A 22033-nucleotide genomic window follows, 5' to 3' on the forward strand; every position below is an offset into this window, starting at 1 on the left:
TAAAAAAGCCCCAGCAATGTGGGGCCATATCATGGGATTACATTTTTAGCGAGACGGTTACAACTCCGTCAGAGGCTTTTGAAACAGACAGTGCCGTCAGTGAATCCAGCACCAGGTCTGCCTCGTCCAGGCGGGGAGATTCCGCCGGAACGTTAACGGCGATGACGTGGCTTCCTGCGTTCAGCCCGGCCAGTACGCCAGCCGCCGCATCTTCGACCACCACGCACTCTGCAGGGTCCAGGCCCAGCAGTTCAGCGCCCAGTAAAAATGCGTCAGGCTCCGGTTTACCCCGCTTCACGCGCTCCGCCGTGATAAACACGTCCGGCGTCGGCAACCCTGCAGCCTTGTGCCGGGCGTGGGCCACCGGCACGGAACCGGAGGTGACAATAGCCCACGGGATCTGCGCCTCGTTCAGATGCTCAAGCAGTTCGCGCGCGCCCGGTAACGCGGTGATGCCGTCCGTATCGGTGGCTTCAATGTGTTCCAGGTACTTGAACTCCGCCTGAATGTCCTCCTCAGAGCGTCCGGCCAGGAAGTGCCGTAGCGAGGTGATGGCCTGTTTGCCATGGATAAAATTCAGCACGTCCTGATGGTCGATGCCATGTCTGTCAGCCCAATGGCACCAGGAACGTTCCACAACCGGCAGCGAGTCCACCAGCGTACCGTCCAGATCAAACAGAAAACCTCTACACTGCACACGCACCTCCGTCAGGCATTAATGATTTGTTGAATTTCGTTGCTGCTTAAATGGTACTGACGCGGGCAGGCGTGCCACGCGCTCAGCATACGCTGATATTTATCCCACATCGGGGTCTGCGCGTTGAAGCCGTGGGTGCCCGCGTCAAAGTGGGTATAACGTCCTTCCGTATTCACCATGAAGCGCACATAGCTGAGATAACGCGCTTCCGTTGCGGCATCAAAACCTAAGAAGGTCACGCGGCGCTCGTCAATGGACTGCTGATCTTTGAGATTCGTCCAGGACACATGCAGGGCGTGATACATCTCCATAATGTCGATCACGATGCGACAGGTTTCTTCTTTCAGCTCGCCAAACTCGCGGTCCAGTTCGCGCATTTGTAGACCAAAGCCGCGTTCGACGATGGTTTGCAGGCGGCTGTAGCGCGCAGCGTTATCGGGATCAAGCATAGTCATCATCTTGTACTGGTTAGACAAAATCAGACGTTGGGCATGGGTCATTTCCATCTTTCGACTCCTGTAGCGCATTGCACTTAAAAAAAAGACACGGTAACTGATTGTTACTGTGCCCTCTTTTCTTGGTCGTTTCGATGATCAATCACAAGTCATCGAGGAATGTTTTATCCAGTTGCTTAAATGCACGCTTTAACGTGTCCGCCAGCGCCTGGTAATCCGGCTTGCCTTCCACCGGGGCGAGCGCCTGCCCGGCCTCTTCCAGTTTACCGCGCACTTCATAAAACCAGTGTAAAATAGAAGGGGGAAGTGGCGTGATGGACCGTTTACCTAACCACCACAGGCCCTGCATTGGCAGGCTTAATGCGAAGAGCGCCGTGGCAACGGCAGGACCAAGCTGTCCACCCAACGCAATCTGCCAGCACAGCGTAAAGATAGCGACAGGCGGCATAAAGCGAATCGCATAGCGCGTGGCGCGGATGGTGCGATTCTCAATAAACATCGGCGCAAGGCGCTTTTCCATCGGCCACGTCTTTGCGTAATGCTGTCCCCGACGAAACAGGCTAAAGAAATTAACGGACGGGTTCTCTGGTGTCGACATGGCTGTACCTCAACTTCACATATAAAAATTAAAATTTTCGTGCAAAACCACAACAAGCTATGACAACGTTCAAAATATTTTGTCATCACTACCCCGTATCGGGTATCCTGTGCCAGCCTGATAGGGCCTTAGACGAGAATCATTAGCTCGTCAAATTATTGCATATTATGCCATTGGCTGAAAATTGTGCAAAATGGCATAAAATCATAGTTATTTCTTCCATCATGCCACAATGTTCGTTTGGCATGATGTTAATCATAAATGTCCGGGTCATCATGCGTTACGCTGTTAGACTCACTGACGTTTTTTTAGCCACGTATCAATAATAGGTACTTCCATGTCGAGTAAGTTAGTACTGGTTCTGAACTGCGGTAGCTCCTCACTGAAATTCGCCATCATCGATGCGCTCAACGGTGACGAATACCTCTCTGGTTTGGCCGAATGTTTCCATCTGCCTGAAGCACGTATCAAGTGGAAGATGGACGGCAGCAAACAAGAAGCGGCTTTAGGTGCAGGCGCCGCTCACAGTGAAGCGCTGAACTTTATCGTTAACACTATTCTGGCACAAAAACCAGAACTGTCTGCTCAGCTGACTGCGATTGGTCACCGTATCGTCCACGGTGGCGAAAAATATACCAGCTCCGTGGTGATCGACGACTCTGTGATCCAGGGCATCAAAGATTCAGCCTCTTTCGCACCGCTGCACAACCCGGCTCACCTGATCGGTATCGCTGAAGCGCTGAAATCCTTCCCGAATCTGAAAGACAAAAACGTGGCCGTATTCGACACCGCGTTCCATCAGACCATGCCGGAAGAGTCTTACCTCTATGCCCTGCCATACAGCCTGTACAAAGAGCACGGCGTACGTCGTTACGGCGCGCACGGCACCAGCCACTTCTATGTGACTCAGGAAGCGGCAAAAGTGCTGAACAAGCCGGTTGAAGAACTGAACATCATCACCTGCCACCTGGGCAACGGTGGTTCTGTTTCTGCTATCCGCAACGGTAAATGTGTTGATACGTCCATGGGTCTGACCCCGCTGGAAGGTCTGGTGATGGGTACCCGTTCCGGTGACATCGACCCGGCGATCATCTTCCACCTGCACGACACCCTGGGCATGAGCGTTGACCAGATCAACAAAATGCTGACCAAAGAGTCTGGCCTGCTGGGTCTGACCGAAGTCACCAGCGACTGCCGTTACGTTGAAGACAACTACGCAGAGAAAGAAGACGCTAAACGTGCAATGGACGTTTACTGCCACCGTCTGGCGAAATACATCGGCTCTTACACTGCGCTGATGGAAGGCCGTCTGGACGCGGTTATCTTCACCGGTGGTATCGGTGAGAACGCGGCAATGGTTCGTGAACTGTCCCTGGGCAAACTGGGCGTTCTGGGCTTCGAGGTTGATCACGAGCGTAACCTGGCTGCCCGCTTCGGCAAGTCTGGCTTCATCAACAAAGAAGGCACCCGCCCTGCTCTCGTTATCCCAACTAACGAAGAACTGGTCATCGCGCAAGACGCGCACCGCCTGACTGCCTGATTCCACACCGCCAGCAATGCTGGCGGTGCTGTTTTGTAACCCGCCCGATTTGGGCGGTAACGAAAGAGGATAAACCGTGTCCCGTACTATTATGCTGATCCCTACCGGAACCAGCGTCGGCCTGACCAGCGTCAGCCTTGGCGTTATCCGTGCTATGGAACGCAAAGGCGTTCGTCTGAGCGTCTTTAAGCCAATCGCCCAGCCACGTGCCGGTGGCGATGCACCAGACCAGACCACCACCATCGTTCGCAAGAACTCCAATCTGCCAGCGGCTGAACCGCTGAAGATGAGCCACGTTGAGTCTCTGCTCTCCAGCAACCAGAAAGACGTGCTGATGGAAGAGATCATCGCCAACTACCATGCTAACGCGCAAGACGCGGAAGTGGTGCTGGTTGAAGGTCTGGTTCCAACCCGCAAACACCAGTTTGCCCAGTCTCTGAACTTCGAAATCGCGAAAACCCTGAACGCAGAGATCGTTTTCGTGATGTCTCAGGGCACTGACACCCCGGAACAGCTGAACGAGCGTATCGAACTGACGCGCAGCAGCTTCGGCGGCGCGAAAAATACCAACATCACCGGCGTGATCGTCAACAAGCTGAACGCGCCAGTGGATGAGCAGGGCCGTACTCGCCCTGACCTGTCCGAGATCTTCGACGACTCGTCCAAAGCGAAAGTCATCAAAGTTGACCCGGCTAAGCTGCAGGAATCCAGCCCGCTTCCGGTTCTGGGCGCGGTGCCATGGAGCTTCGATCTGATTGCCACCCGTGCAATCGACATGGCGCGTCACCTGAACGCGACCGTGATTAACGAAGGCGACATTAACACCCGTCGCGTGAAGTCCGTTACCTTCTGTGCGCGTAGCATTCCGCACATGCTGGAACACTTCCGCGCAGGTTCCCTGCTGGTGACCTCCGCAGACCGTCCTGACGTGCTGGTTGCAGCCTGCCTGGCCGCAATGAACGGCGTGGAAATCGGTGCGATCCTGCTGACCGGTGCCTACGAGATGGACCCACGCGTCAGCAAGCTGTGCGAACGCGCGTTCGCTACCGGCCTGCCGGTCTTCATGGTGAACACCAACACCTGGCAGACCTCCCTGAGCCTGCAGAGCTTCAACCTGGAAGTGCCGGTTGATGACCACGAGCGTATCGAGAAAGTTCAGGAATACGTTGCGGGCTACATCAACGCAGACTGGATCGAATCCCTGACCGCGACCTCCGAGCGCAGCCGCCGTCTGTCTCCGCCAGCCTTCCGTTACCAGCTGACCGAGCTGGCGCGTAAAGCGGGCAAACGCGTTGTGCTGCCAGAAGGCGACGAACCACGTACCGTTAAAGCGGCGGCTATCTGTGCAGAGCGCGGCATCGCGACCTGTGTGCTGCTGGGTAACCCGGATGAGATCAACCGCGTAGCGGCCTCTCAGGGCGTTGAGCTGGGCGCTGGCATCGAAATCGTTGACCCGGAAGTGGTTCGCGAAAGCTACGTTGCCCGTCTGGTTGAGCTGCGTAAGAGCAAGGGCATGACCGAAGCCGTTGCGCGTGAGCAGTTGGAAGACAACGTGGTGCTGGGCACGCTGATGCTGGAGCAGGACGAAGTTGACGGTCTGGTTTCCGGTGCGGTTCACACCACGGCGAACACCATCCGTCCACCGCTGCAGCTGATCAAAACCGCGCCAGGCAGCTCTCTGGTGTCTTCCGTGTTCTTCATGCTGCTGCCTGAACAGGTTTACGTTTACGGCGACTGCGCGATCAACCCGGATCCAACCGCAGAGCAGCTGGCAGAGATCGCTATCCAGTCCGCAGACTCCGCGACCGCTTTCGGTATCGAGCCACGCGTGGCGATGCTCTCCTACTCCACCGGCACATCTGGTGCAGGTAGCGACGTAGAGAAAGTGCGTGAAGCGACCCGTATTGCGCAGGAAAAACGCCCTGATCTGATGATCGACGGCCCGCTGCAGTACGATGCCGCAGTCATGGCTGACGTTGCAAAATCCAAAGCGCCGAACTCGCCGGTTGCAGGTCGCGCTACCGTGTTCATCTTCCCGGATCTGAACACCGGTAACACCACCTACAAAGCGGTACAGCGTTCTGCCGACCTGATCTCCATCGGGCCAATGCTGCAGGGCATGCGCAAACCTGTGAACGACCTGTCTCGTGGCGCACTGGTAGACGATATCGTTTACACCATCGCGCTGACAGCGATCCAGTCTTCGCAGCAGCAGTAATGTACTGCCGGATGGCGCTTCGCTTATCCGGTCTACAAAACCGTAGGCCCGGTAAGCGCTAGCGCCACCGGGCAACAAAAAGGCGACCACTTAACCGGTCGCCTTTTTTATTTACAGCAGCTCTCTCGCCGCCGATACAATGTCATGTGCCGTCAGGCCATACTCTTTCTGCAGGAAATCCTGCGTTCCCACCTGGCCGTAACGCTCCTTGACCCCGACCCGCCGCATCGGCACCGGACAGGTTTCCACCAGCACTTCCGCTACCGCCGACCCCAGCCCGTTGTGAATGCTGTGGTTTTCACAGGTCACGATGCGCCCGGTTTTCTCGGCGTAGTTTTTCACCAGCATCCGGTCGATGGGCTTCAGGGTAAACATGTCGATGACCGCCGCGCTGACGCCCTCCTGCTCAAGCTGCCGCGCCGCCTCAAGGGCTTCTGCAACCATGATGCCGTTGGCAATCAGCGTAATATCGCTCCCCTCGCGCAGCACGTTACCTTTTCCAATGGTGAAGGTGGAGCCCGGCGCATACACGCTCGGCGCCTGCTTACGAATGGTCCGCACCCAGTAGAAGCCGTCGAGATCGATAAGCTGGCGCAGCACGTCCTCAAACATCACCGCATCGGTGACTTCCAGCACAACCGAATGCGCCAGCCCGCGCACAATGCCCATATCCTCAAACGACATATGCGTTCCGCCGTTGTGGCAGGCCGTCACGCCCGCGTCTGAGGCAATCACCTTCACGTTGTTGCGCTGATAGTCCAGGGACATAAACAGCTGGTCAAAGCAGCGGCGGCTGGCAAAGGCGGTGAAGGTGTGAACGAACGGCTTGCGGCCGGTAAGCGACAGCCCGGCTGCCGTGCCGATGACGTTAGCTTCCATAATGCCGCAGTTAATCACGTGCTGCGGATAGTCGCGCGCCACGCCGTCCATCGCCATCGAGCTCATCAGGTCGGCTTCAAGCGCAATGATGTCGCTTCCGGCCTCAATCTGCTTTGCCACGAAGCCCGCGTAAACTTTACGCATCTCAACGGCGTCTTTCTGTCCTGCCGGTGCAACCTTAATCATGTGAAGCCTCCAGTTGGCGAATCGTCTCATTGAGGGCCGCTTTGCTCTCCGCGGTCAATCGCAGGTGGTGCGAGTTGCTGAGCTGTTCCAGGTACGGCACACCCTGCCCCTTAATGCTATCGAGGATGACGACTAACGGACGCGCATCGGCAGCCGGGACCCGCGACGTCACCGCCAGCAGCGCCGGAATGTCGTCCCCCTTGACCGTCACCACGTCAAAGCCAAAGGCGCGGAATTTGCCCTCGAGGTCGAACGCGCAGATGATCTCATCCAGCTCGCCGTCGAGCTGCTGTTTGTTCCAGTCGACAAACACCGTCAGGTTGTTCAGGCGATGGTGGGCAATAAACTGGAACGCTTCCCAGCACTGACCTTCGTTCAGCTCGCCGTCGCCGACGATGCAGAAGACCCGATTCGGCCGCCCTGCCAGCCTGTGCGACAGCGCCATGCCGCCGGCGATGGAAATCCCCTGTCCCAGCGAACCGGTGGTAGCATCTACGCCGCGCGTTTTCAGACGGTCCGGGTGGCTCGGCAGGCGCGTCCCGTTTTGGTTGAGCGTGCTCAGCTCTTCTATCGGGAAGTAGCCCTTGATCGCCAGGGTGCTGTAGAGCGCGGGGCCCGCATGGCCTTTTGACAGCACAAAATAGTCTCGCTCCGGCCAGTCCGGGTCCGCCGGGTCGATTTTCATCACCGCGCCGTACAGCACGGCCAGGGTTTCAACCACCGACATGCTGCCCCCGTAGTGCCCAAAGCCCAGCTGCGTCAGGGATTTCAGCGTCTCAAGACGGATCTGACGCGCGAGTTCGGTTATCTCTTTCTCATTCATGATTTGGCTCCGGTGTTTTCCTGCGCGTTACCGCCCGCAGGTTTGTTTTTCGCGAAGACGTTGTACGCCACCAGCAGCGCGAACAGCGCCACGACCAGCCCGGTGATGGCCAGCGGCGACAGGAAGCGCGCCAGGTTGCCGAGCACAATCCCAACCGCGCCGAAGTCGGCGTCAGAGAAGGTGGTGTTGGCAAAGCCAATGGCGCCCAGTACCGGCAGCAGCAGGACCGGCAGGAAGGTAATCAGCAGGCCGTTGGCAAAGGCGCCAATCATCGCCCCGCGACGTCCGCCGGTGGCGTTACCGAACACGCCCGCGGTTGCGCCGGTGAAGAAGTGCGGCACCACGCCCGGGAGGATCAGCACCCAGCTAAACTGACCGCAGATGAACAACCCCACAATCCCGCCGAGGAAGCTGAACAGGAAGCCAATCAGCACCGCGTTAGGTGCATAGGGATATACCACCGGGCAGTCCAGCGCAGGACGCGCGTTCGGCACCAGTTTTTCCGAGAAGCCGGTAAAGGCCGGGACGATTTCCGCCAGAATCAGGCGTACGCCCTGAAGGATGATGAACACACCTGCCGCAAAGGTTATCGCCATGATGATGGCGTAGACCAGGTAGTTCTGGCCGCCGCTGAAGGTCGCCTCGACGTACTCACGTCCGGCGCTCACCGCCAGGATGAGGTAGATAATCATCATGGTCAGGGAGATGGAGATTGAGCTGTCGCGCAGGAAGCTCAGGTTCTTCGGCAGGTTCATCTCTTCCGTTGAGCGGGAGCCCTTACCGACCTTGCTGCCAATCCAGCCGGACAGCACGTAGCCCAGCGTGCCGAAGTGGCCGAAGGCAATCTCATCGTTGCCGGTAATGCGCTTCATGTAGCGCTGCGCAATCGCCGGGAAGAAAGCCATGATCAGGCCGAGGATCAGCGACCCGGTAAAGACCAGCCCTACGCCTTCAAAGCCCGCCACCGTCAGGATCACGCCAATCATGCACGCCATATAAAACGTGTGGTGTCCGGTCAGGAAGATATACTTCAGGCGGGTAAAGCGGGCGACGATAATATTCGCCACCATCCCGAAGGCCATAATCAGCGCGGTCGCTGCACCGTATTTTTCGAGCGCAATGGACACAATGGCTTCATTGTTTGGAATAATGCCCTGAATAGTAAAAGCGTGTTCAAACATGCCGCCTAACGGATTTAACGATCCGACCAGCACGGTGGCACCACCGCCCAGTACAATAAAGCCGAGAATCGTTTTAATTGTGCCTTTTACGACATCTGAAAAAGATTTTTTCTGCGCAACCAGACCGATTAACGCAATTAACCCCACCAGCACCGAAGGGACTTTTAAAATATCGACAACGAAATTCAGCGTTTCAAGGATAAACATATCCACCTCGCCTTATCAGGGTTATTGTCTTTCGAACCAGGCGCGCAGCTGCGCTTCAAGTTCGTTGATGTCGATGATGTTGTTGATCACCACCAGCTGGCTGTCCGGCACGCTGGCGCTGGCCGCAATGTCTTTTGCCATCACGAACAGATCGGCCGCGCCCGGCGTCGCCGAGGAGAGATCGGAGTGTTCAACCTCAGCCTCAATCTCCAGCTTTTTGAGCACCTTTTTAATATTCATTTCGACCATAAAACTGCTGCCCAGGCCAGAACCGCAAATAGCCATGATTTTCATTGTTGTCCCCTTATTTTAAGTAGAGTACGCCCCATCACGCTGACGCGTAATGTAGTGAAAAACCGGATTACAGAATTAAATCAGAAGCGGTTAATAATTTTTTTAATTTCCTCCAGGGTATTCGCCTGATGCAGTTTCTCCATCTCCTCGTCGCTGGAAAATAATTCTGCGAGTGCGGATATCATTTCGATATGGCTATGTTTGTCAGGTGCCGCGAGCATGATAATCACATCGACAGGGTCAAACTCACCGGCACCAAACGAGACGCCCTGTTTTAGTTTTAATAACGACAACCCCAGTCCTTTGGCGCCTTCCTCCGGCCGCGCATGCGGCATCGCCAGCCCCGGTGCCAGCACATAATAAGGTCCTAACGTGTGGTGCTGCTTGATGATGGCCGTGACGTAGTCAGGCTCAATCACCTGCAAATCCAGCAGCGGCTTCGCGCACAGCTTCAGCGCCTGCGGCCAGTCTTCCACGCTCTCCTGCAGCGTGATGGTTGTATCATATATCCATTTTTTGAGCACTTTTCACTCCCGCGACACGCTTAAGATGAGCAAACTTTATTCAACGCATCGCGGATTGACTGCGATCGCGATCACAAAGATAGCGCTACCAATGGTTATCATGCAGAAATGTGATAGCGCTATCAAATTGCAATCACGTTGCTAAATCACAGCAAAAAAAGGGATTTAAGGCGTATACTGCCTGTCACGTGAAACGAAGGAAAATAAGAACGCGTCTGGTCAGCAGGAAGGTGTATGTCTCTAACCCGAAAACGGCGCAGTACTGGTAAAGTGACACTCGCCGATGTCGCACAGCTTGCCGGTGTGGGCACGATGACCGTGTCCCGTGCGCTTCGCACGCCCGAACAGGTTTCCGATAAACTACGAGAAAAAATAGAAGCCGCGGTACAAGAGTTAGGCTATATGCCCAATCTTGCAGCCAGTGCCCTTGCCTCGGCCTCGTCATGGACAATAGCCATGGTGGTGCCCAACCTCTCCGAAGCCGGCTGCTCGGAGATGTTCGCCGGGCTACAGCAGGTGCTGCAACCTGCCGGGTATCAGATCATGCTGGCTGAGTCCCAGCATCGTCTTGAGCAGGAGGAGAAACTGCTGGAGACGCTGCTGGCGTCGAACATTGCCGCCGCTATCCTGCTCAGCGTTGAACATACCGACACCGTTCGCCACTGGCTGAAAAACGCCTCAATTCCGGTGATGGAGATGGGCGCCATGCGCGCCGATCCGATTGACATGAACATCGGGATTGATAACGTGGCGGCCATGTTTGAGCTCACGGAAATGGTTATTAAGCGCGGCTATCAAAACATTGGCCTGCTGTGCGCCAACCAGGAGCAGTGGATTTTCCAGCAGCATCTGCAGGGCTGGTATAAAGCCATGCTTCGCCACCATATGTCGCCTAACCGGGTCATTAACGCGGCGATGCCGCCAAGCTTCTCGACCGGCGCGGCGCAGCTGCCCGAATTCCTGCTGGCATGGCCTGAGCTGGATGCGCTGGTGTGCGTCTCTGACGAGCTGGCCTGCGGCGCGCTGTACGAGTGCCAGCGCAGGCGAATCAAAGTGCCGGACGATCTGGCAGTGGTAGGGTTTGGCGATAGCGACGTGAGCCGCGTCTGTCAGCCGCCGCTGACGACCATGGCGGTGCCGCATCGTAAGATTGGCATCGAAGCCGGGAAAGCGCTACTGGAGCGCCTGAATGGCGGAGACTGGCGCGATCAAAAGCCCATCGCGTCCAGCCTGTGTCTGAGAGAGAGCTGCTGACGCTTACTCAGCCTCTTCCTCTTTTTCTGATTTGGTCGATTCGTTTTTGGCGTTGCGGGTCATCCACAGCGCCAGCGCTTTTAACGAATCCGGCGTGAACTCGTCGCAGCGCGCGGTGATCTCTTCCGGCGTCATCCAGCTGACTTCACTCACTTCTTCTTCCTGCAGGGCGAACGGGCCGTGGGAGACGCAGCTAAACAGCCCGCCCCAGACGCGGCAGTTCTCGTCTTCGAAATAGAACTGACCGTGCTCGGCAAACGGCACGCCGGCGATGCCTAACTCCTCTTCCGCTTCACGACGCGCAGAATCCAGCAGCACTTCATCCGCCTGGACGACGCCGCCTGCAGTGGCATCCAGCATACCCGGGAGAAAATCTTTGGTGTCCGTGCGGCGCTGAACCAGAATTTTACCCATACCGTCATGCACAACGATATATGTCGCACGGTGACGCAGGCGCTCCGCACGCATTTGCTCGCGGCTGGCCTGCGCGATCACTTCATTCTCTTCGTTGACAATGTCAACCCACTCTGTACTTGCCAAATGACTCTGCTCCACCATCGGGAAACCTTCTTTTCTAAGCGCTCTTTCGGCGCGTTTGCAGTTGAGGTGTAACTTACGGATTAATCGCTACCTGCGCAATAACTTGCTGATCATTAAGTGCGATAACGCTCAGGGTATTTCCTTCCAGCATGCCGTAGCTTGCAGGATACCCGCCTTTTGGGATGCTGACCGAGCCCGGATTAAAGTGATAAATCTCACCGCGTTTTTCCGCAACCGGAATATGAGTATGACCGTAAACCAGGACATCGCCAGCCGCGAGCGCCGGGAGATTATCCGGGCTGAAAAGATGCCCGTGGGTCAGGAACAGACGGTGTTGTTCGAGCAGCACCTGCTGCCACGGCGCGGTAATGGGAAAATGCAGCAGCATCTGGTCCACTTCGCTGTCACAGTTGCCGCGAACGGCGATGATGCGCGAGGCATACGGGTTGAGTTTTTCCGCGACCTGCGCAGGGTCATAGCCTTCCGGCAGCGCGTTGCGTGGGCCGTGATTCAACACGTCACCCAGAATAATCAGCCACTTCGCACCGCTTTTCTCAAACAGAGAAAGGACACGCTCGGTCGCGGGCAGCGATCCATGGATATCCGACGCAAACATCAGTTTCATCAGTCACTCCTCGGGAAAACAGACTGCCCCCATCATACCTGAAGCGTCAGGGCTTATCAGCCCGCGCGCTTGGCCGAGAGTGCCACATAGCGCTGTACGGAGGCACGCTGCCACTGGAATGCGGCATAATCCACCAGCAGCTGCGGCACCTCATCACCGTTGAGGATCAGGCGGTTTAGCATCAACGCCAGATCGGCATCCGCAATGCACCACTCGCCGAACAGGTTTGGGTTGCCATGGGCGAGCAGTAAGGAGGCGGTTTCAATCAGCTTCTGCGCGCTTTCCTGGCCTTCTGCGCTGAGGTCGGGCTTTTTCACCCCGGCAAACACGACGTCCGTCGAGCGTTCGACGCGAATCGGCACCAGATCGCTGCGCAGCCACGCCTGGATCTGCCGCGCCCGGGCGCGCTTTTGCAGATCGTGAGGATAGATACGCTCCCACTCCGGGGGGGCGAACCGATCTTCCAGGTATTCATCGATCGCCGACGATTCGCTCAGGGCAAATCCGTCAATCTCCAGCACCGGCACGCGACGGGTCAGGTCGTAACCCTGCCACTGCGGCTTGAGATGTTCACCGCCGTCGAGATCAACGGTCTTCAGGGTAAAAGCGAGTCCTTTTTCGGCCAGCGCAACGTAAACGCTCATGACATAGGGAGAAAAGAAGTTCGCATCGGACCACAACGTGATGACGGGCTGGTTCATAACATCCTCATAGGCTGATCGGTTTTTACTCAACATATAATCTCTTTGCCTCGCTGTCACTTGATGAAAACTCACGATTTACAACAACCACCTATACTCATTTGTCATGGCACCACTATTCGCATGGACAGGAGTTGAGAATGATCGACCTTTATTATGCCCCTACCCCAAACGGCCATAAGATCACCCTCTTTCTTGAAGAAGCCGAGCTGGATTACAGGATCATTCGCGTGGATATCAGCAAAGGCGAGCAGTTCAGCCCTCTCTTTCTGGCTATCTCGCCGAATAATAAAATCCCGGCCATCATTGATAACCAGCCGGCGGACGGGGGCAGACCGTTGAGCCTGTTTGAATCCGGTGAAATTTTGCTCTACCTGGCGGAGAAAACCGGCAAGCTGCTGAGCGGCGAACTGCGCGAGCGCCACCATACGCTGCAATGGCTTTTCTGGCAGGCAAGCGGGCTGGGCCCCATGCTGGGACAAAATCATCATTTTACCGCTTACGCCCCGCAACCCATTCCTTACGCGATAGAACGCTATCAGGTTGAGACGCAGCGGCTCTATGACGTTCTGAACCGTCGGCTGGAGAAAACGCCGTGGCTCGGGGGCGATCATTACAGTATTGCCGACATCGCCTGCTGGCCGTGGGTGAATACGCATGAAAAACACCGAATTGACCTGGCCGCTTACCCAGCGGTGAACAACTGGTTTGAGCGCATCCGGACCCGCCCGGCGACCGAGCGAGCGATGCAAAAAATCCAGCAAATTTAACCCGGTATGAGGCTGGGTGCCTGTGAGGCTCTCATGTATTATGGGCAGGAAATACTGACACGGAGAAGACCTGCAATGTCACAGCCAGACGCCATTATTCGTATAAAAAATTTACGCCTGCGTACCTTCATCGGTATCAAAGAGGAAGAGATCGCCAACCGTCAGGATATTGTTATTAATGTGGTGATTCACTACCCCGCAGACAAAGCGCGCGCCAGCGAAGACATCAATGATGCGCTGAACTACCGCACAATCACCAAGAACATTATCCAGTTTGTGGAGAATAACCGTTTCTCTCTGCTGGAAAAATTAACTCAGGATGTGCTCGATATCGCACGCGAACATCACTGGGTCACTTATGCTGAAGTTGAGATCGATAAACTTCACGCCCTGCGTTACGCCGACTCCGTCTCTATGACGTTAAGCTGGAAACGCCAGGCGTAAACCTGGAGGTTGTATGAAGATTTTGCTGACCGGCGGTACTGGCCTGATTGGTCGTCACCTCATTGCGCGTCTGCAGGCCTTGCACCACGACATCACCGTGGTCTCGCGCAGCCCGGAAAAAGCGCGTCAGGTGCTGGGGGCAGGTGTTGATATCTGGAAAAATCTGGCCGAGCAGCAAAATCTGGACGGTTTCGACGCCGTTATTAACCTCGCGGGAGAACCCATCGCCGATAAGCGCTGGACGGAAGAGCAAAAACAGCTGTTATGCAGCAGCCGGTGGAACATTACCGAAAAGCTGGTCGAGCTGATCCGCAACAGCCATACGCCGCCTTCCGTGCTGATTTCGGGTTCCGCAGTAGGCTATTACGGCGATCTTGGCGAGGTGGTGGTGACCGAGGAAGAGCCTCCCCATAACGAGTTTACCCATAAGCTCTGCGCCCAGTGGGAGCGTATTGCCTGCGCGGCGCAGAGCGATCGGACCCGCGTTTGCCTGCTGCGGACCGGTGTCGTCCTCGCGCCGAAAGGCGGCATTCTGGCGAAGATGCTCCCGCCATTCCGACTCGGCCTTGGCGGCCCGATCGGTAATGGCCGTCAGTATATGGCGTGGATCCATATCGACGATATGGTCAACGGGATTCTCTGGCTGCTGAATAACGATCTGCGCGGGCCGTTTAACATGGTTGCGCCGTATCCGGTGCGAAATGAACAGTTTGCCCACGCGCTGGGACATGCCCTGCACCGCCCGGCGATATTGCGCGTGCCTGCGACGGCGATTCGGCTGCTGATGGGTGAAGCGTCTGTTCTGGTTCTGGGCGGACAGAGAGCGCTGCCAAAACGGCTGGAAGCGGCCGGGTTTGCGTTCCGCTGGTATGAATTAGAAGAGGCGCTGGGGGATGTGGTGCGGTGAATATGGTACAGTGACAGGCCATGTTCCGAAGAAATGGCGTAACAATGGCAACCATCACCACACCCCGGCTTTACCTCACCCCTTTCGAACCCTCTGACTGGGCCTTCTTCCGCTCGCTGCGTGAAGATCGCCGAATCATGCGCTATATGGCCGCCATCGCCCCGGAAAAAGAGACCCGACGCGTGTTTGCCGCGCGACTCGCTGCTGCTCATGTGTTTGTCATTCGCGCCCGGGATGATGATGCGCCGCTGGGCGATATCGGCCTGCAGATTAGCGCTGAGAATCGTGAAGAGGCCGACATCGGCTATACGGTTGTGCCTGCCGCGCAGGGGAAAGGTATCGCCAGCGAAGCGCTGCGCGCGGTGTGTGATTACGCCTTTAACCAGACCGGCGTGAAGGCGATTAATGCGTACGTACTGGCGGACAACGGCGGGTCAGTGCGGGTGCTGGAGAAAGCGGGATTTGTGCGCACTCAGGTACTGGAAAAAGCGTATGAGATTGATGGCGTGCGCTATGACGACTGGGTGTACCGGCTGGAGTATAGTGCGGCCTGAATGCCGGGCGGCACTGCGTTTGCCCGGCCTACGGTTTTGTAGGCCCGGTAAGCGAAGCGCCACCGGGCGATTGGGCTGCACTGCGGTCTGATGCCCTCTTACTTCAGAGAGCCTTTAAGGAACTGCTGTAAACGCGGACTTTGCGGGTTCGCCAGCACCTCATCCGGATGCCCCTGCTCTTCAATTTTCCCCTGATGCAGGAAAATCACGTGGTTCGAGACGTTACGGGCGAAGCCCATCTCGTGCGTCACCACCACCATCGTTTTGCCCTCTTCGGCCAGCTTCTGCATGATGCGCAGCACTTCGCCAACGAGTTCAGGGTCCAGCGCGGAGGTCGGTTCGTCGAACAGCAGCACCTCGGGCTCCATCGCCAGCGCGCGGGCGATAGAGACACGCTGCTGCTGACCGCCGGAGAGATGCACCGGGTATTTCATCTGCTGGCGTTCGTCAATGCCCACTTTCGCCAGGTATTTCACCGCGCGCTCGCGGGCTTCATGCTTGCTCAGGCCCAGCACCTGAACCGGTGCTTCCATCACGTTCTCCAGCACCGTCATGTGGCTCCAGAGGTTAAAGTGCTGGAATACCATCGTCAGGCGCGTACGCAGCAGGCGCAGCTGGTTCTTGTCTGCCACCTTCAGCTGACCGTCTTTGTCACGCACCAGGTTGATATTCTGCCCGCTCACCACAATTGAGCCTTCACTCGGCTTTTCGAGGAAGTTGATGCAGCGCAGGAAGGTACTTTTTCCCGAGCCGGATGAGCCGATGATACTGATCACGTCGCCCGCATTCGCCTGCAGCGACACCCCTTTCAGCACTTCATGTTCGCCGTAGCGTTTGTGCAAATCAATTACGTTTAATTTGTTCTCAGCCATCATCTTTCTCAGTGCGTCGAAGAAGGTTTTATATGCTGCAACCAGCGTTTTTCAGCCTTACGGAACAGGCTAATCAGAACATAAGAGATAATTAAATAGAGCACCGCCGCAATGCCAAACGCGGTAAACGGCTGATAGGTTGCGGAGTTAATATCGCGCGCTATTTTGAGCAGGTCCGGCACCGTCGCGGTAAAGGCGAGCGCAGTCGAGTGCAGCATCAAAATCACTTCGTTACTGTAGGCCGGTAACGCGATACGCAGGGCCGATGGCAGAATGATGCAGCGGTAGAGTTTCACCGACGAGAAGCCGTAGGCCCGGGCTGCTTCAATTTCACCGTAAGGAACAGAACGAATCGCCCCCGCGAAAATCTCCGTGGTGTAGGCGCAGGTGTTAAGCGTCAACGCCAGCACCGTACAGTTCAGACCGCTGCGGAAGAACGCATTCAGCATCTCAGTGCCTTTTACGATCTCAAGCGTATACATTCCCGAGTAGAACACCAGCAGCTGCACGTACAGCGGCGTACCGCGAAAGACGTAGGTGAACAGCCAGATCGGGAACTGGATAAATTTATTGTTCGAGACGCGGCCAATGGCGAGAAACACCGCCAGAATACCGCCCATTACCACGGAGGAGATCAGCAGCCAGAGCGTAATCGCCACGCCGGTAAAGCGGTAGCCATCTGTCCACAGCAGCGATTTCCAGTATTCCTGAATAATCTCAATCACAGGTCAGCCCTCTTCACACCCACGGAGTAGCGACGCTCCAGCAGAAGCAGCACACCATTGGAGACGGTCGTAAAGACCAGATAAATCACGCCACAGACCACCGCAAAATAGAACGGCTCCCAGGTGCTCTTACCCGCCAGCTGAGTCGCTTTCACGACGTCTTCCAGACCGAGCAGCGAGACCAGCGCTGTTGCTTTGAGGATAACCTGCCAGTTGTTCCCGATGCCCGGCAGCGCGTAGCGCATCATGGCCGGGAACATAATCCGACGAAACGTTTGTGATGAGGTAAAACCAAATGCGGTTGCCGCCTCAATGTGACCTTTCGGCACGGCCATGTAAGCACCGCGGAAGGTTTCCGTGAAGTAGGCGCCGTAGATAAAACCGAGGGTAATAATACCGGCCACCATCGGGTCGATATCAATTTGTCCCATGCCCATCGCGTCAGTTATGCCGTTAAGCGCAATCTGCAGACCGTAAAAGATCAGCAGCATCAGCACCAGATCGGGAACGCCGCGAATGAGCGTGGTGTAGCCTTCAAAGATTAGCGCCAGCGGTTTGTTAGCTGAAAGCTTCGCCCCTGCGCCTGCCAGACCTATCAGCACCGCCAGCACCACGGAGCTGATAGCCAGCTCAAGGGTGACAAGCGCGCCCTGTAAAATAACGCCAGAAAATCCGTACAGCATACCGCGAGCCCTGTCGTATCGTGAGTGGTGGAACCGTGTCTTTTCCCCTCCCGCCGTGGGAGGGGCCGCACGTTATATGACGGGGCGATTAGCCGCCGTAAACATTAAAATCAAAGTACTTTTTCGCCAGCTTGTCGTACGTGCCGTCTGCGCGCATTTCAGCGAACGCCTTGTTCAGCGCCTCACGCAGTTCGTTGTCTTCTTTGCGCAGGCCCATACCGGTGCCCACACCAAACAGCTTAACGTCCTTAATAGACGGGCCGCCAAACTTGTAATCTTTACCTACCGGCGTTTTCAGGAAGCCTTCGCTAGCCGCGACTTCATCCTGGAATGCGGCATCAATACGGCCTGCCGTCAGGTCAGCGTAGATATTTTCCTGGCCCTGATAGGAGACAATTTCAATCCCCTTCGGTGCCCAGTGCTCGTTGCCGTAGGTTTCCTGAGTGGTACCCTGCAGCACGCCCACGCGTTTGCCCTTCAGCGATTCCAGCGTAGGCTGAATATCAGACGATTTCGCCACCACCAGACGTGAATCGGCCGCGTAGAGTTTGTCGGTGAAGGCAATCTCCTGCTGGCGTTTTTCGGTAATGGAGAGGGAGGACATGATTACGTCGATTTTTTTCGCTTTCAGGGACGGGATCAGCGCATCCAGCGGGTTCTCAACGTAGGTACACTGTGCTTTGATGCGTTTGCACAGCTCATTGGCCAGATCGATGTCAAAACCGACCAGTTCACCCTTTGAATTCTTCGATTCGAACGGCGCATAGGTAGGATCGGTACCAATTCGAATTTTCTGCGGAATAGCTGCGAATGCCGCGGTGGCGCTGGAAAAGGCCAGTACCAGTGATAATGACAACACGAGTTTTTTCATATTTGTCCTCAACAAACTGTCTTCATACGGGATTTTTACGACGACGGGGTGGTGCTAATGTGCCATTAATCCCCTCAGTCAGGCAAAGATTAATGCCTTTCCAGCGGGAATTTTTGCATTATTAATGCGTAAGTATGCACACAGCGATCCAATACAGTGCATCAAATGCACCGTATTGGGTCAACCGCTCCCGTAACGCACCTTTCCGGTGCGTCACCGCCAGGTGTTATTCACCGTATACGTTGAAGTCGAAGTATTTCTTCGCCAGTTTGTCGTAAGTACCGTCTTTACGCAGCTCTGCAAAGGCTTTGTCGAAGGCGGCTTTCAGCTCGGTATCATCCTTACGCAGGCCAATCCCGGTGCCGTCGCCAAAGTACTTTTTATCTTTCACCGACGGGCCTGCAAACGCGTAGTCTTTACCCGCAGGCTGCTTCAGGAAGCCTTCGCTCGCGGCGACTTCATCCTGGAACGCCGCATCCAGACGGCCTGCCGCCAGGTCAGAGTAAATCAGATCCTGGTTCTGGTAAGCCACCACGTCTACGCCCTTCTCACGCCAGTTAGCATTGGCATAGCCTTCCTGCGTCGAGCCCTGAAGCACGCCGACATGCTTGCCTTTCAGCGAGTCGATGGTGGGCTTAATCGGGGAGCCTTTAGGCGCAATCAGGCGAGAATCCGCGGCGTAGAGCTTTTCAGAGAAGGCAATCTCCTGCTGGCGTTTTTCAGTGATGGAAAGAGAAGAGATAATGGCGTCGATTTTCTTGGCTTTCAGCGACGGGATTAACGCGTCAAAGTCGCTGCCCACCCATGTGCATTTCACCGCAATGCGTTTGCACATTTCATTACCCAGATCGATATCAAACCCCACGAAATCGCCTTTCGCATCCTTGGAAGAGAATGGCGCGTAGGTTGCGTCTGTACCGATACGAACCGTCTGTGGAAGCGCTGCGTAGCTACCTGCTGCCGCACTTAACCCCACCAGCAAAGACAGAGCCAGAACCGTCTTCTTCATACATTTACCCTCAAGTACCGTGATTTTATTATGTATTGTGTTGTGTGTTGTGTGTTGTGTTGCAGGCTTCATCTTGCAGGTCTTATGCCACATTGCCGTCTGGTTAAAACTTCGACGTTAAATATGTTAATAAAACGTTGCGATACTGCCTTAATGGTGAAAGATAGCAGGTCTGCCGAACGAACCGGAGAGAGAAAAAGGGAAAAAACGAATTAAATGTCGAGGATATGATCGCCGTTGCATAATTGCCCTGAAACAGGGCAACGTGTCTTTTCATGCACCTGCTTTGTGCACAGATTCAGGCACCCTGCCAGCGGGTGAAGAGATCGTCTGGCAGGTCGATGTCAAACTGATCGAGTACGCGGTTAACGGTCTGGTTGATAACGTCGTCCAGCGTTTGCGGACGATGGTAGAAAGCGGGCACCGGCGGCATGATCACAGCCCCCAGCTCAGCAGCCTGCGCCATTAAGCGCAGATGGCCCAGGTGCAGCGGCGTTTCCCGCACGCACAGCACCAGAGGACGCCGCTCCTTCAGCACCACATCCGCCGCACGCGTCACCAGGGTGTCGGTATAGCTGTTCACAATGCCGGAGAGCGTTTTGATTGAACAGGGCAGGATTACCATGCCGGCGGTTTTAAACGAGCCTGAGGAGATGCTGGCGGCGATATCACGGGCATCGTGAACGACATCCGCAAGCGCCTGAACATCGCGCAGGGTGAGATCGGTTTCCAGAGAGAGGGTCTGCCGCGCCGCCTGGCTCATCACCAGATGGGTTTCGACGTCCGCCACGTTACGCAGAACCTGTAGCAAACGTACGCCGTAAATCGCGCCGCTGGCACCGCTGAGCCCAACTATGAGTCGTTTCATGATTTTCGCCCTTACTGATTTCAGGGCAGACTGTGCAGGATTTTGCGGGGAGTTGCAAGTGAGGGCATACGCCCTCACCTGCCGGAACATCAACCTTCGTTGTGCATCTCTAGGCTTTCGAGATCGTTTTGCAGCTGAACGGCTTTGGCGTCGTCGTTGCGCAGCGAATCAAGATAGTCGAGGTACTGCTGGTCAACGTCTTTGGTCACGTAAATGCCGTTGAACACGGAGCATTCAAACTGCTGAATTTCCGGATTCTCGGCACGCACCGCGTCGATGAGGTCGTTGAGATCCTGGAAAATCAGGCCGTCAGCGCCGATGATCTGGCGAATTTCATCCACTTCACGGCCATGAGCGATCAGCTCGTTGGCGGTTGGCATATCAATACCGTACACGTTCGGGAAGCGAATCTCCGGCGCAGCAGAGGCCAGATAGACTTTCTTCGCACCCGCTTCGCGTGCCATCTCGATAATCTGCTCAGAGGTAGTACCGCGAACGATGGAGTCATCCACCAGCAGAACATTCTTGTCGCGGAATTCCGCGCGGTTAGCGTTCAGCTTGCGGCGCACGGACTTACGGCGCAGATGTTGCCCCGGCATGATGAAGGTGCGGCCAACGTAGCGGTTCTTCACGAAGCCCTGACGGTATGGCTTATCCAGAATGCGGGCGATCTCCAGCGCGATATCGCAGGAGGTTTCCGGGATAGGAATCACCACGTCGATGTCGAGATCGTCCCACTCGCGGGCAATCTTCTCGCCGAGCTTCGTGCCCATATTGACGCGCGCGCTGTAGACGGAAATCTTGTCGATGAAGGAGTCCGGACGGGCAAAGTAAACGTATTCAAACAGGCACGGGTTGCTGACCGGGTTGTCGGCACACTGGCGGGTAAACAGCTGGCCCTTCTCGGTGATATACACCGCTTCGCCCGGCGCAACGTCGCGCAGGAATTCGAAGCCCAGGGTATCCAGCGCCACGCTTTCAGAGGCAACCATATATTCGGTACGGCCATCGCCGAGGTCGCGCTTGCCGAGCACCAGCGGACGAATGCCGTTTGGATCGCGGAAGGCCACCATGCCGTGACCGATGATCATCGCCACGCAGGCGTACGCGCCGCGGATCTGACGGTTTGTCGCGGCAATCGCGGCAAAAATGTTGTCCGCTTCCAGCGGATAGTGACGGAAGTTATCCAGCTCGCTGGCGAACACGTTGAGCAGGATTTCAGAATCAGAGGTGGTGTTAATGTGGCGACGTTTCTCTTCGAACAGCTTTTTGCGCAGCTCATGCGCGTTGGTCAGGTTGCCGTTATGGGCAAGGGTGATGCCATACGGTGAGTTGACGTAGAAAGGCTGTGCCTCAGAGGCGCTGGAACTGCCAGCGGTAGGATAACGAACGTGACCGATCCCCATATTACCTTGCAGACGCTGCATATGGCGGGCTTCAAACACATCGTTTACCAGGCCATTCGCCTTGCGTAAACGGAAGCAGTTGTTTGCATCAATGGTGATGATACCCGCAGCATCCTGCCCACGGTGCTGAAGCACCGTTAACGCGTCATAAATCGACTGGTTTACCGGCATGAAACCGGCGATACCGACAATACCGCACATT

At 55.9% G+C, this 22033-nt stretch carries 25 protein-coding genes; 7 read left to right on the plus strand and 18 right to left on the minus strand.

Features of this window, described 5'->3' with window-relative positions; translation table 11 throughout:
- Nucleotides 1-37: 37 nt before the first annotated feature.
- From BFV67_RS15370 to yfbV, 3 genes are all read right to left on the minus strand, one after another.
- Nucleotides 38-697 (minus strand): sugar phosphatase, encoded by a 660-nt coding sequence (locus BFV67_RS15370; RefSeq protein WP_021241560.1) that lies wholly within the window; start codon nt 695-697, stop codon nt 38-40.
- 11 nt (nt 698-708) lie between these two features.
- The gene (locus BFV67_RS15375) at nt 709-1203 is read right to left on the minus strand and encodes a YfbU family protein (protein ID WP_008502874.1); all 495 of its coding nucleotides are present in this window, start codon (nt 1201-1203) and stop codon (nt 709-711) included.
- A 91-nt stretch (nt 1204-1294) separates the two neighbouring features.
- Nucleotides 1295-1750, minus strand: a complete 456-nt coding sequence (gene yfbV, locus BFV67_RS15380) for a terminus macrodomain insulation protein YfbV (protein ID WP_008502875.1) — start codon at nt 1748-1750, stop codon at nt 1295-1297.
- A 337-nt stretch (nt 1751-2087) separates the two neighbouring features.
- Between yfbV and ackA the strand changes: the two genes are divergently transcribed.
- Together ackA and pta are read left to right on the plus strand one after the other, a co-directional pair.
- Nucleotides 2088-3290, plus strand: coding sequence for an acetate kinase (gene ackA / locus BFV67_RS15385; RefSeq protein WP_045334289.1), 1203 nt, complete (start codon nt 2088-2090; stop codon nt 3288-3290).
- 76 nt (nt 3291-3366) lie between these two features.
- The gene (gene pta / locus BFV67_RS15390; RefSeq protein WP_008502877.1) at nt 3367-5508 is read left to right on the plus strand and encodes a phosphate acetyltransferase; all 2142 of its coding nucleotides are present in this window, start codon (nt 3367-3369) and stop codon (nt 5506-5508) included.
- A 111-nt stretch (nt 5509-5619) separates the two neighbouring features.
- On the opposite strand, the gene BFV67_RS15395 is transcribed toward pta, so the two are convergent.
- From BFV67_RS15395 to BFV67_RS15415, 5 genes are all read right to left on the minus strand, one after another.
- Complete coding sequence (locus BFV67_RS15395) at nt 5620-6573, minus strand: transketolase family protein (RefSeq protein WP_023294123.1); 954 nt, start codon at nt 6571-6573, stop codon at nt 5620-5622.
- The gene (locus tag BFV67_RS15400; RefSeq protein ID WP_032663153.1) at nt 6566-7396 is read right to left on the minus strand and encodes a transketolase; all 831 of its coding nucleotides are present in this window, start codon (nt 7394-7396) and stop codon (nt 6566-6568) included. The genes BFV67_RS15395 and BFV67_RS15400 overlap by 8 nt, the downstream gene beginning before the upstream one ends.
- The gene (locus BFV67_RS15405; RefSeq protein WP_069598621.1) at nt 7393-8784 is read right to left on the minus strand and encodes a PTS ascorbate transporter subunit IIC; all 1392 of its coding nucleotides are present in this window, start codon (nt 8782-8784) and stop codon (nt 7393-7395) included. The genes BFV67_RS15400 and BFV67_RS15405 overlap by 4 nt, the downstream gene beginning before the upstream one ends.
- Before the next feature lie 21 nt (nt 8785-8805).
- Nucleotides 8806-9078 (minus strand): PTS sugar transporter subunit IIB, encoded by a 273-nt coding sequence (locus BFV67_RS15410; RefSeq protein WP_008502881.1) that lies wholly within the window; start codon nt 9076-9078, stop codon nt 8806-8808.
- Nucleotides 9079-9158: 80 nt separating this feature from the next.
- The gene (locus tag BFV67_RS15415; RefSeq protein WP_021241564.1) at nt 9159-9602 is read right to left on the minus strand and encodes a PTS sugar transporter subunit IIA; all 444 of its coding nucleotides are present in this window, start codon (nt 9600-9602) and stop codon (nt 9159-9161) included.
- 234 nt (nt 9603-9836) lie between these two features.
- On the opposite strand from BFV67_RS15415, the gene BFV67_RS15420 reads away from it, so the two are divergent.
- Complete coding sequence (locus tag BFV67_RS15420) at nt 9837-10856, plus strand: LacI family DNA-binding transcriptional regulator (RefSeq protein WP_021241565.1); 1020 nt, start codon at nt 9837-9839, stop codon at nt 10854-10856.
- A gap of 3 nt (nt 10857-10859) precedes the next feature.
- On the opposite strand, the gene yfcD is transcribed toward BFV67_RS15420, so the two are convergent.
- The 3 genes from yfcD to yfcF are packed head-to-tail and all read right to left on the minus strand — an operon-like array spanning nt 10860 to nt 12722.
- Entirely contained in the window at nt 10860-11414 is a 555-nt protein-coding gene (gene yfcD, locus BFV67_RS15425; protein WP_008502582.1) for an NUDIX hydrolase YfcD, read from the minus strand.
- 55 nt (nt 11415-11469) lie between these two features.
- Nucleotides 11470-12021, minus strand: coding sequence for a phosphodiesterase (gene yfcE, locus BFV67_RS15430; protein WP_023325771.1), 552 nt, complete (start codon nt 12019-12021; stop codon nt 11470-11472).
- Nucleotides 12022-12077: 56 nt separating this feature from the next.
- Complete coding sequence (gene yfcF, locus BFV67_RS15435) at nt 12078-12722, minus strand: glutathione transferase (RefSeq protein ID WP_023325772.1); 645 nt, start codon at nt 12720-12722, stop codon at nt 12078-12080.
- A gap of 140 nt (nt 12723-12862) precedes the next feature.
- On the opposite strand from yfcF, the gene yfcG reads away from it, so the two are divergent.
- From yfcG to BFV67_RS15455, 4 genes are all read left to right on the plus strand, one after another.
- Nucleotides 12863-13492 carry a GSH-dependent disulfide bond oxidoreductase gene (yfcG, locus tag BFV67_RS15440; RefSeq protein ID WP_008502585.1) on the plus strand — a complete coding sequence of 210 codons (630 nt, stop codon included), beginning with the start codon at nt 12863-12865 and terminating at the stop codon, nt 13490-13492.
- A gap of 75 nt (nt 13493-13567) precedes the next feature.
- Nucleotides 13568-13936: a dihydroneopterin triphosphate 2'-epimerase gene (folX, locus tag BFV67_RS15445; RefSeq protein WP_008502586.1), complete on the plus strand. Its 369-nt coding sequence runs from the start codon at nt 13568-13570 to the stop codon at nt 13934-13936.
- 13 nt (nt 13937-13949) lie between these two features.
- Entirely contained in the window at nt 13950-14843 is an 894-nt protein-coding gene (locus BFV67_RS15450) for a TIGR01777 family oxidoreductase (protein ID WP_039023982.1), read from the plus strand.
- Between the two features lie 44 nt (nt 14844-14887).
- Entirely contained in the window at nt 14888-15397 is a 510-nt protein-coding gene (locus BFV67_RS15455; protein WP_032675246.1) for a GNAT family N-acetyltransferase, read from the plus strand.
- Nucleotides 15398-15495: 98 nt separating this feature from the next.
- Here BFV67_RS15455 and hisP read toward each other — a convergent pair whose 3' ends face one another.
- The 7 genes from hisP to purF all read right to left on the minus strand — a co-directional run bounded on the left by hisP (nt 15496) and on the right by purF (nt 22032).
- Nucleotides 15496-16269 (minus strand): histidine ABC transporter ATP-binding protein HisP, encoded by a 774-nt coding sequence (gene hisP, locus BFV67_RS15460; RefSeq protein ID WP_014832781.1) that lies wholly within the window; start codon nt 16267-16269, stop codon nt 15496-15498.
- Nucleotides 16270-16277: 8 nt separating this feature from the next.
- Nucleotides 16278-16994: an ABC transporter permease gene (locus tag BFV67_RS15465; protein WP_008502590.1), complete on the minus strand. Its 717-nt coding sequence runs from the start codon at nt 16992-16994 to the stop codon at nt 16278-16280.
- On the minus strand, nt 16991-17677 hold the full coding sequence (locus BFV67_RS15470) for a histidine ABC transporter permease HisQ (protein WP_008502591.1): 687 nt from the start codon (nt 17675-17677) through the stop codon (nt 16991-16993). The genes BFV67_RS15465 and BFV67_RS15470 overlap by 4 nt, the downstream gene beginning before the upstream one ends.
- Before the next feature lie 88 nt (nt 17678-17765).
- Nucleotides 17766-18548 carry a histidine ABC transporter substrate-binding protein HisJ gene (gene hisJ, locus BFV67_RS15475; RefSeq protein ID WP_008502592.1) on the minus strand — a complete coding sequence of 261 codons (783 nt, stop codon included), beginning with the start codon at nt 18546-18548 and terminating at the stop codon, nt 17766-17768.
- 226 nt (nt 18549-18774) lie between these two features.
- Complete coding sequence (argT, locus tag BFV67_RS15480; RefSeq protein ID WP_069598622.1) at nt 18775-19557, minus strand: lysine/arginine/ornithine ABC transporter substrate-binding protein ArgT; 783 nt, start codon at nt 19555-19557, stop codon at nt 18775-18777.
- A gap of 298 nt (nt 19558-19855) precedes the next feature.
- Nucleotides 19856-20425, minus strand: a complete 570-nt coding sequence (locus BFV67_RS15485) for a UbiX family flavin prenyltransferase (protein WP_069598623.1) — start codon at nt 20423-20425, stop codon at nt 19856-19858.
- Nucleotides 20426-20514: 89 nt separating this feature from the next.
- Nucleotides 20515-22032: an amidophosphoribosyltransferase gene (gene purF / locus BFV67_RS15490; protein ID WP_021241570.1), complete on the minus strand. Its 1518-nt coding sequence runs from the start codon at nt 22030-22032 to the stop codon at nt 20515-20517.
- Nucleotide 22033: the final 1 nt, after the last annotated feature.

This window comes from Enterobacter roggenkampii (assembly GCF_001729805.1).
Taxonomy (GTDB): domain Bacteria; phylum Pseudomonadota; class Gammaproteobacteria; order Enterobacterales; family Enterobacteriaceae; genus Enterobacter; species Enterobacter roggenkampii.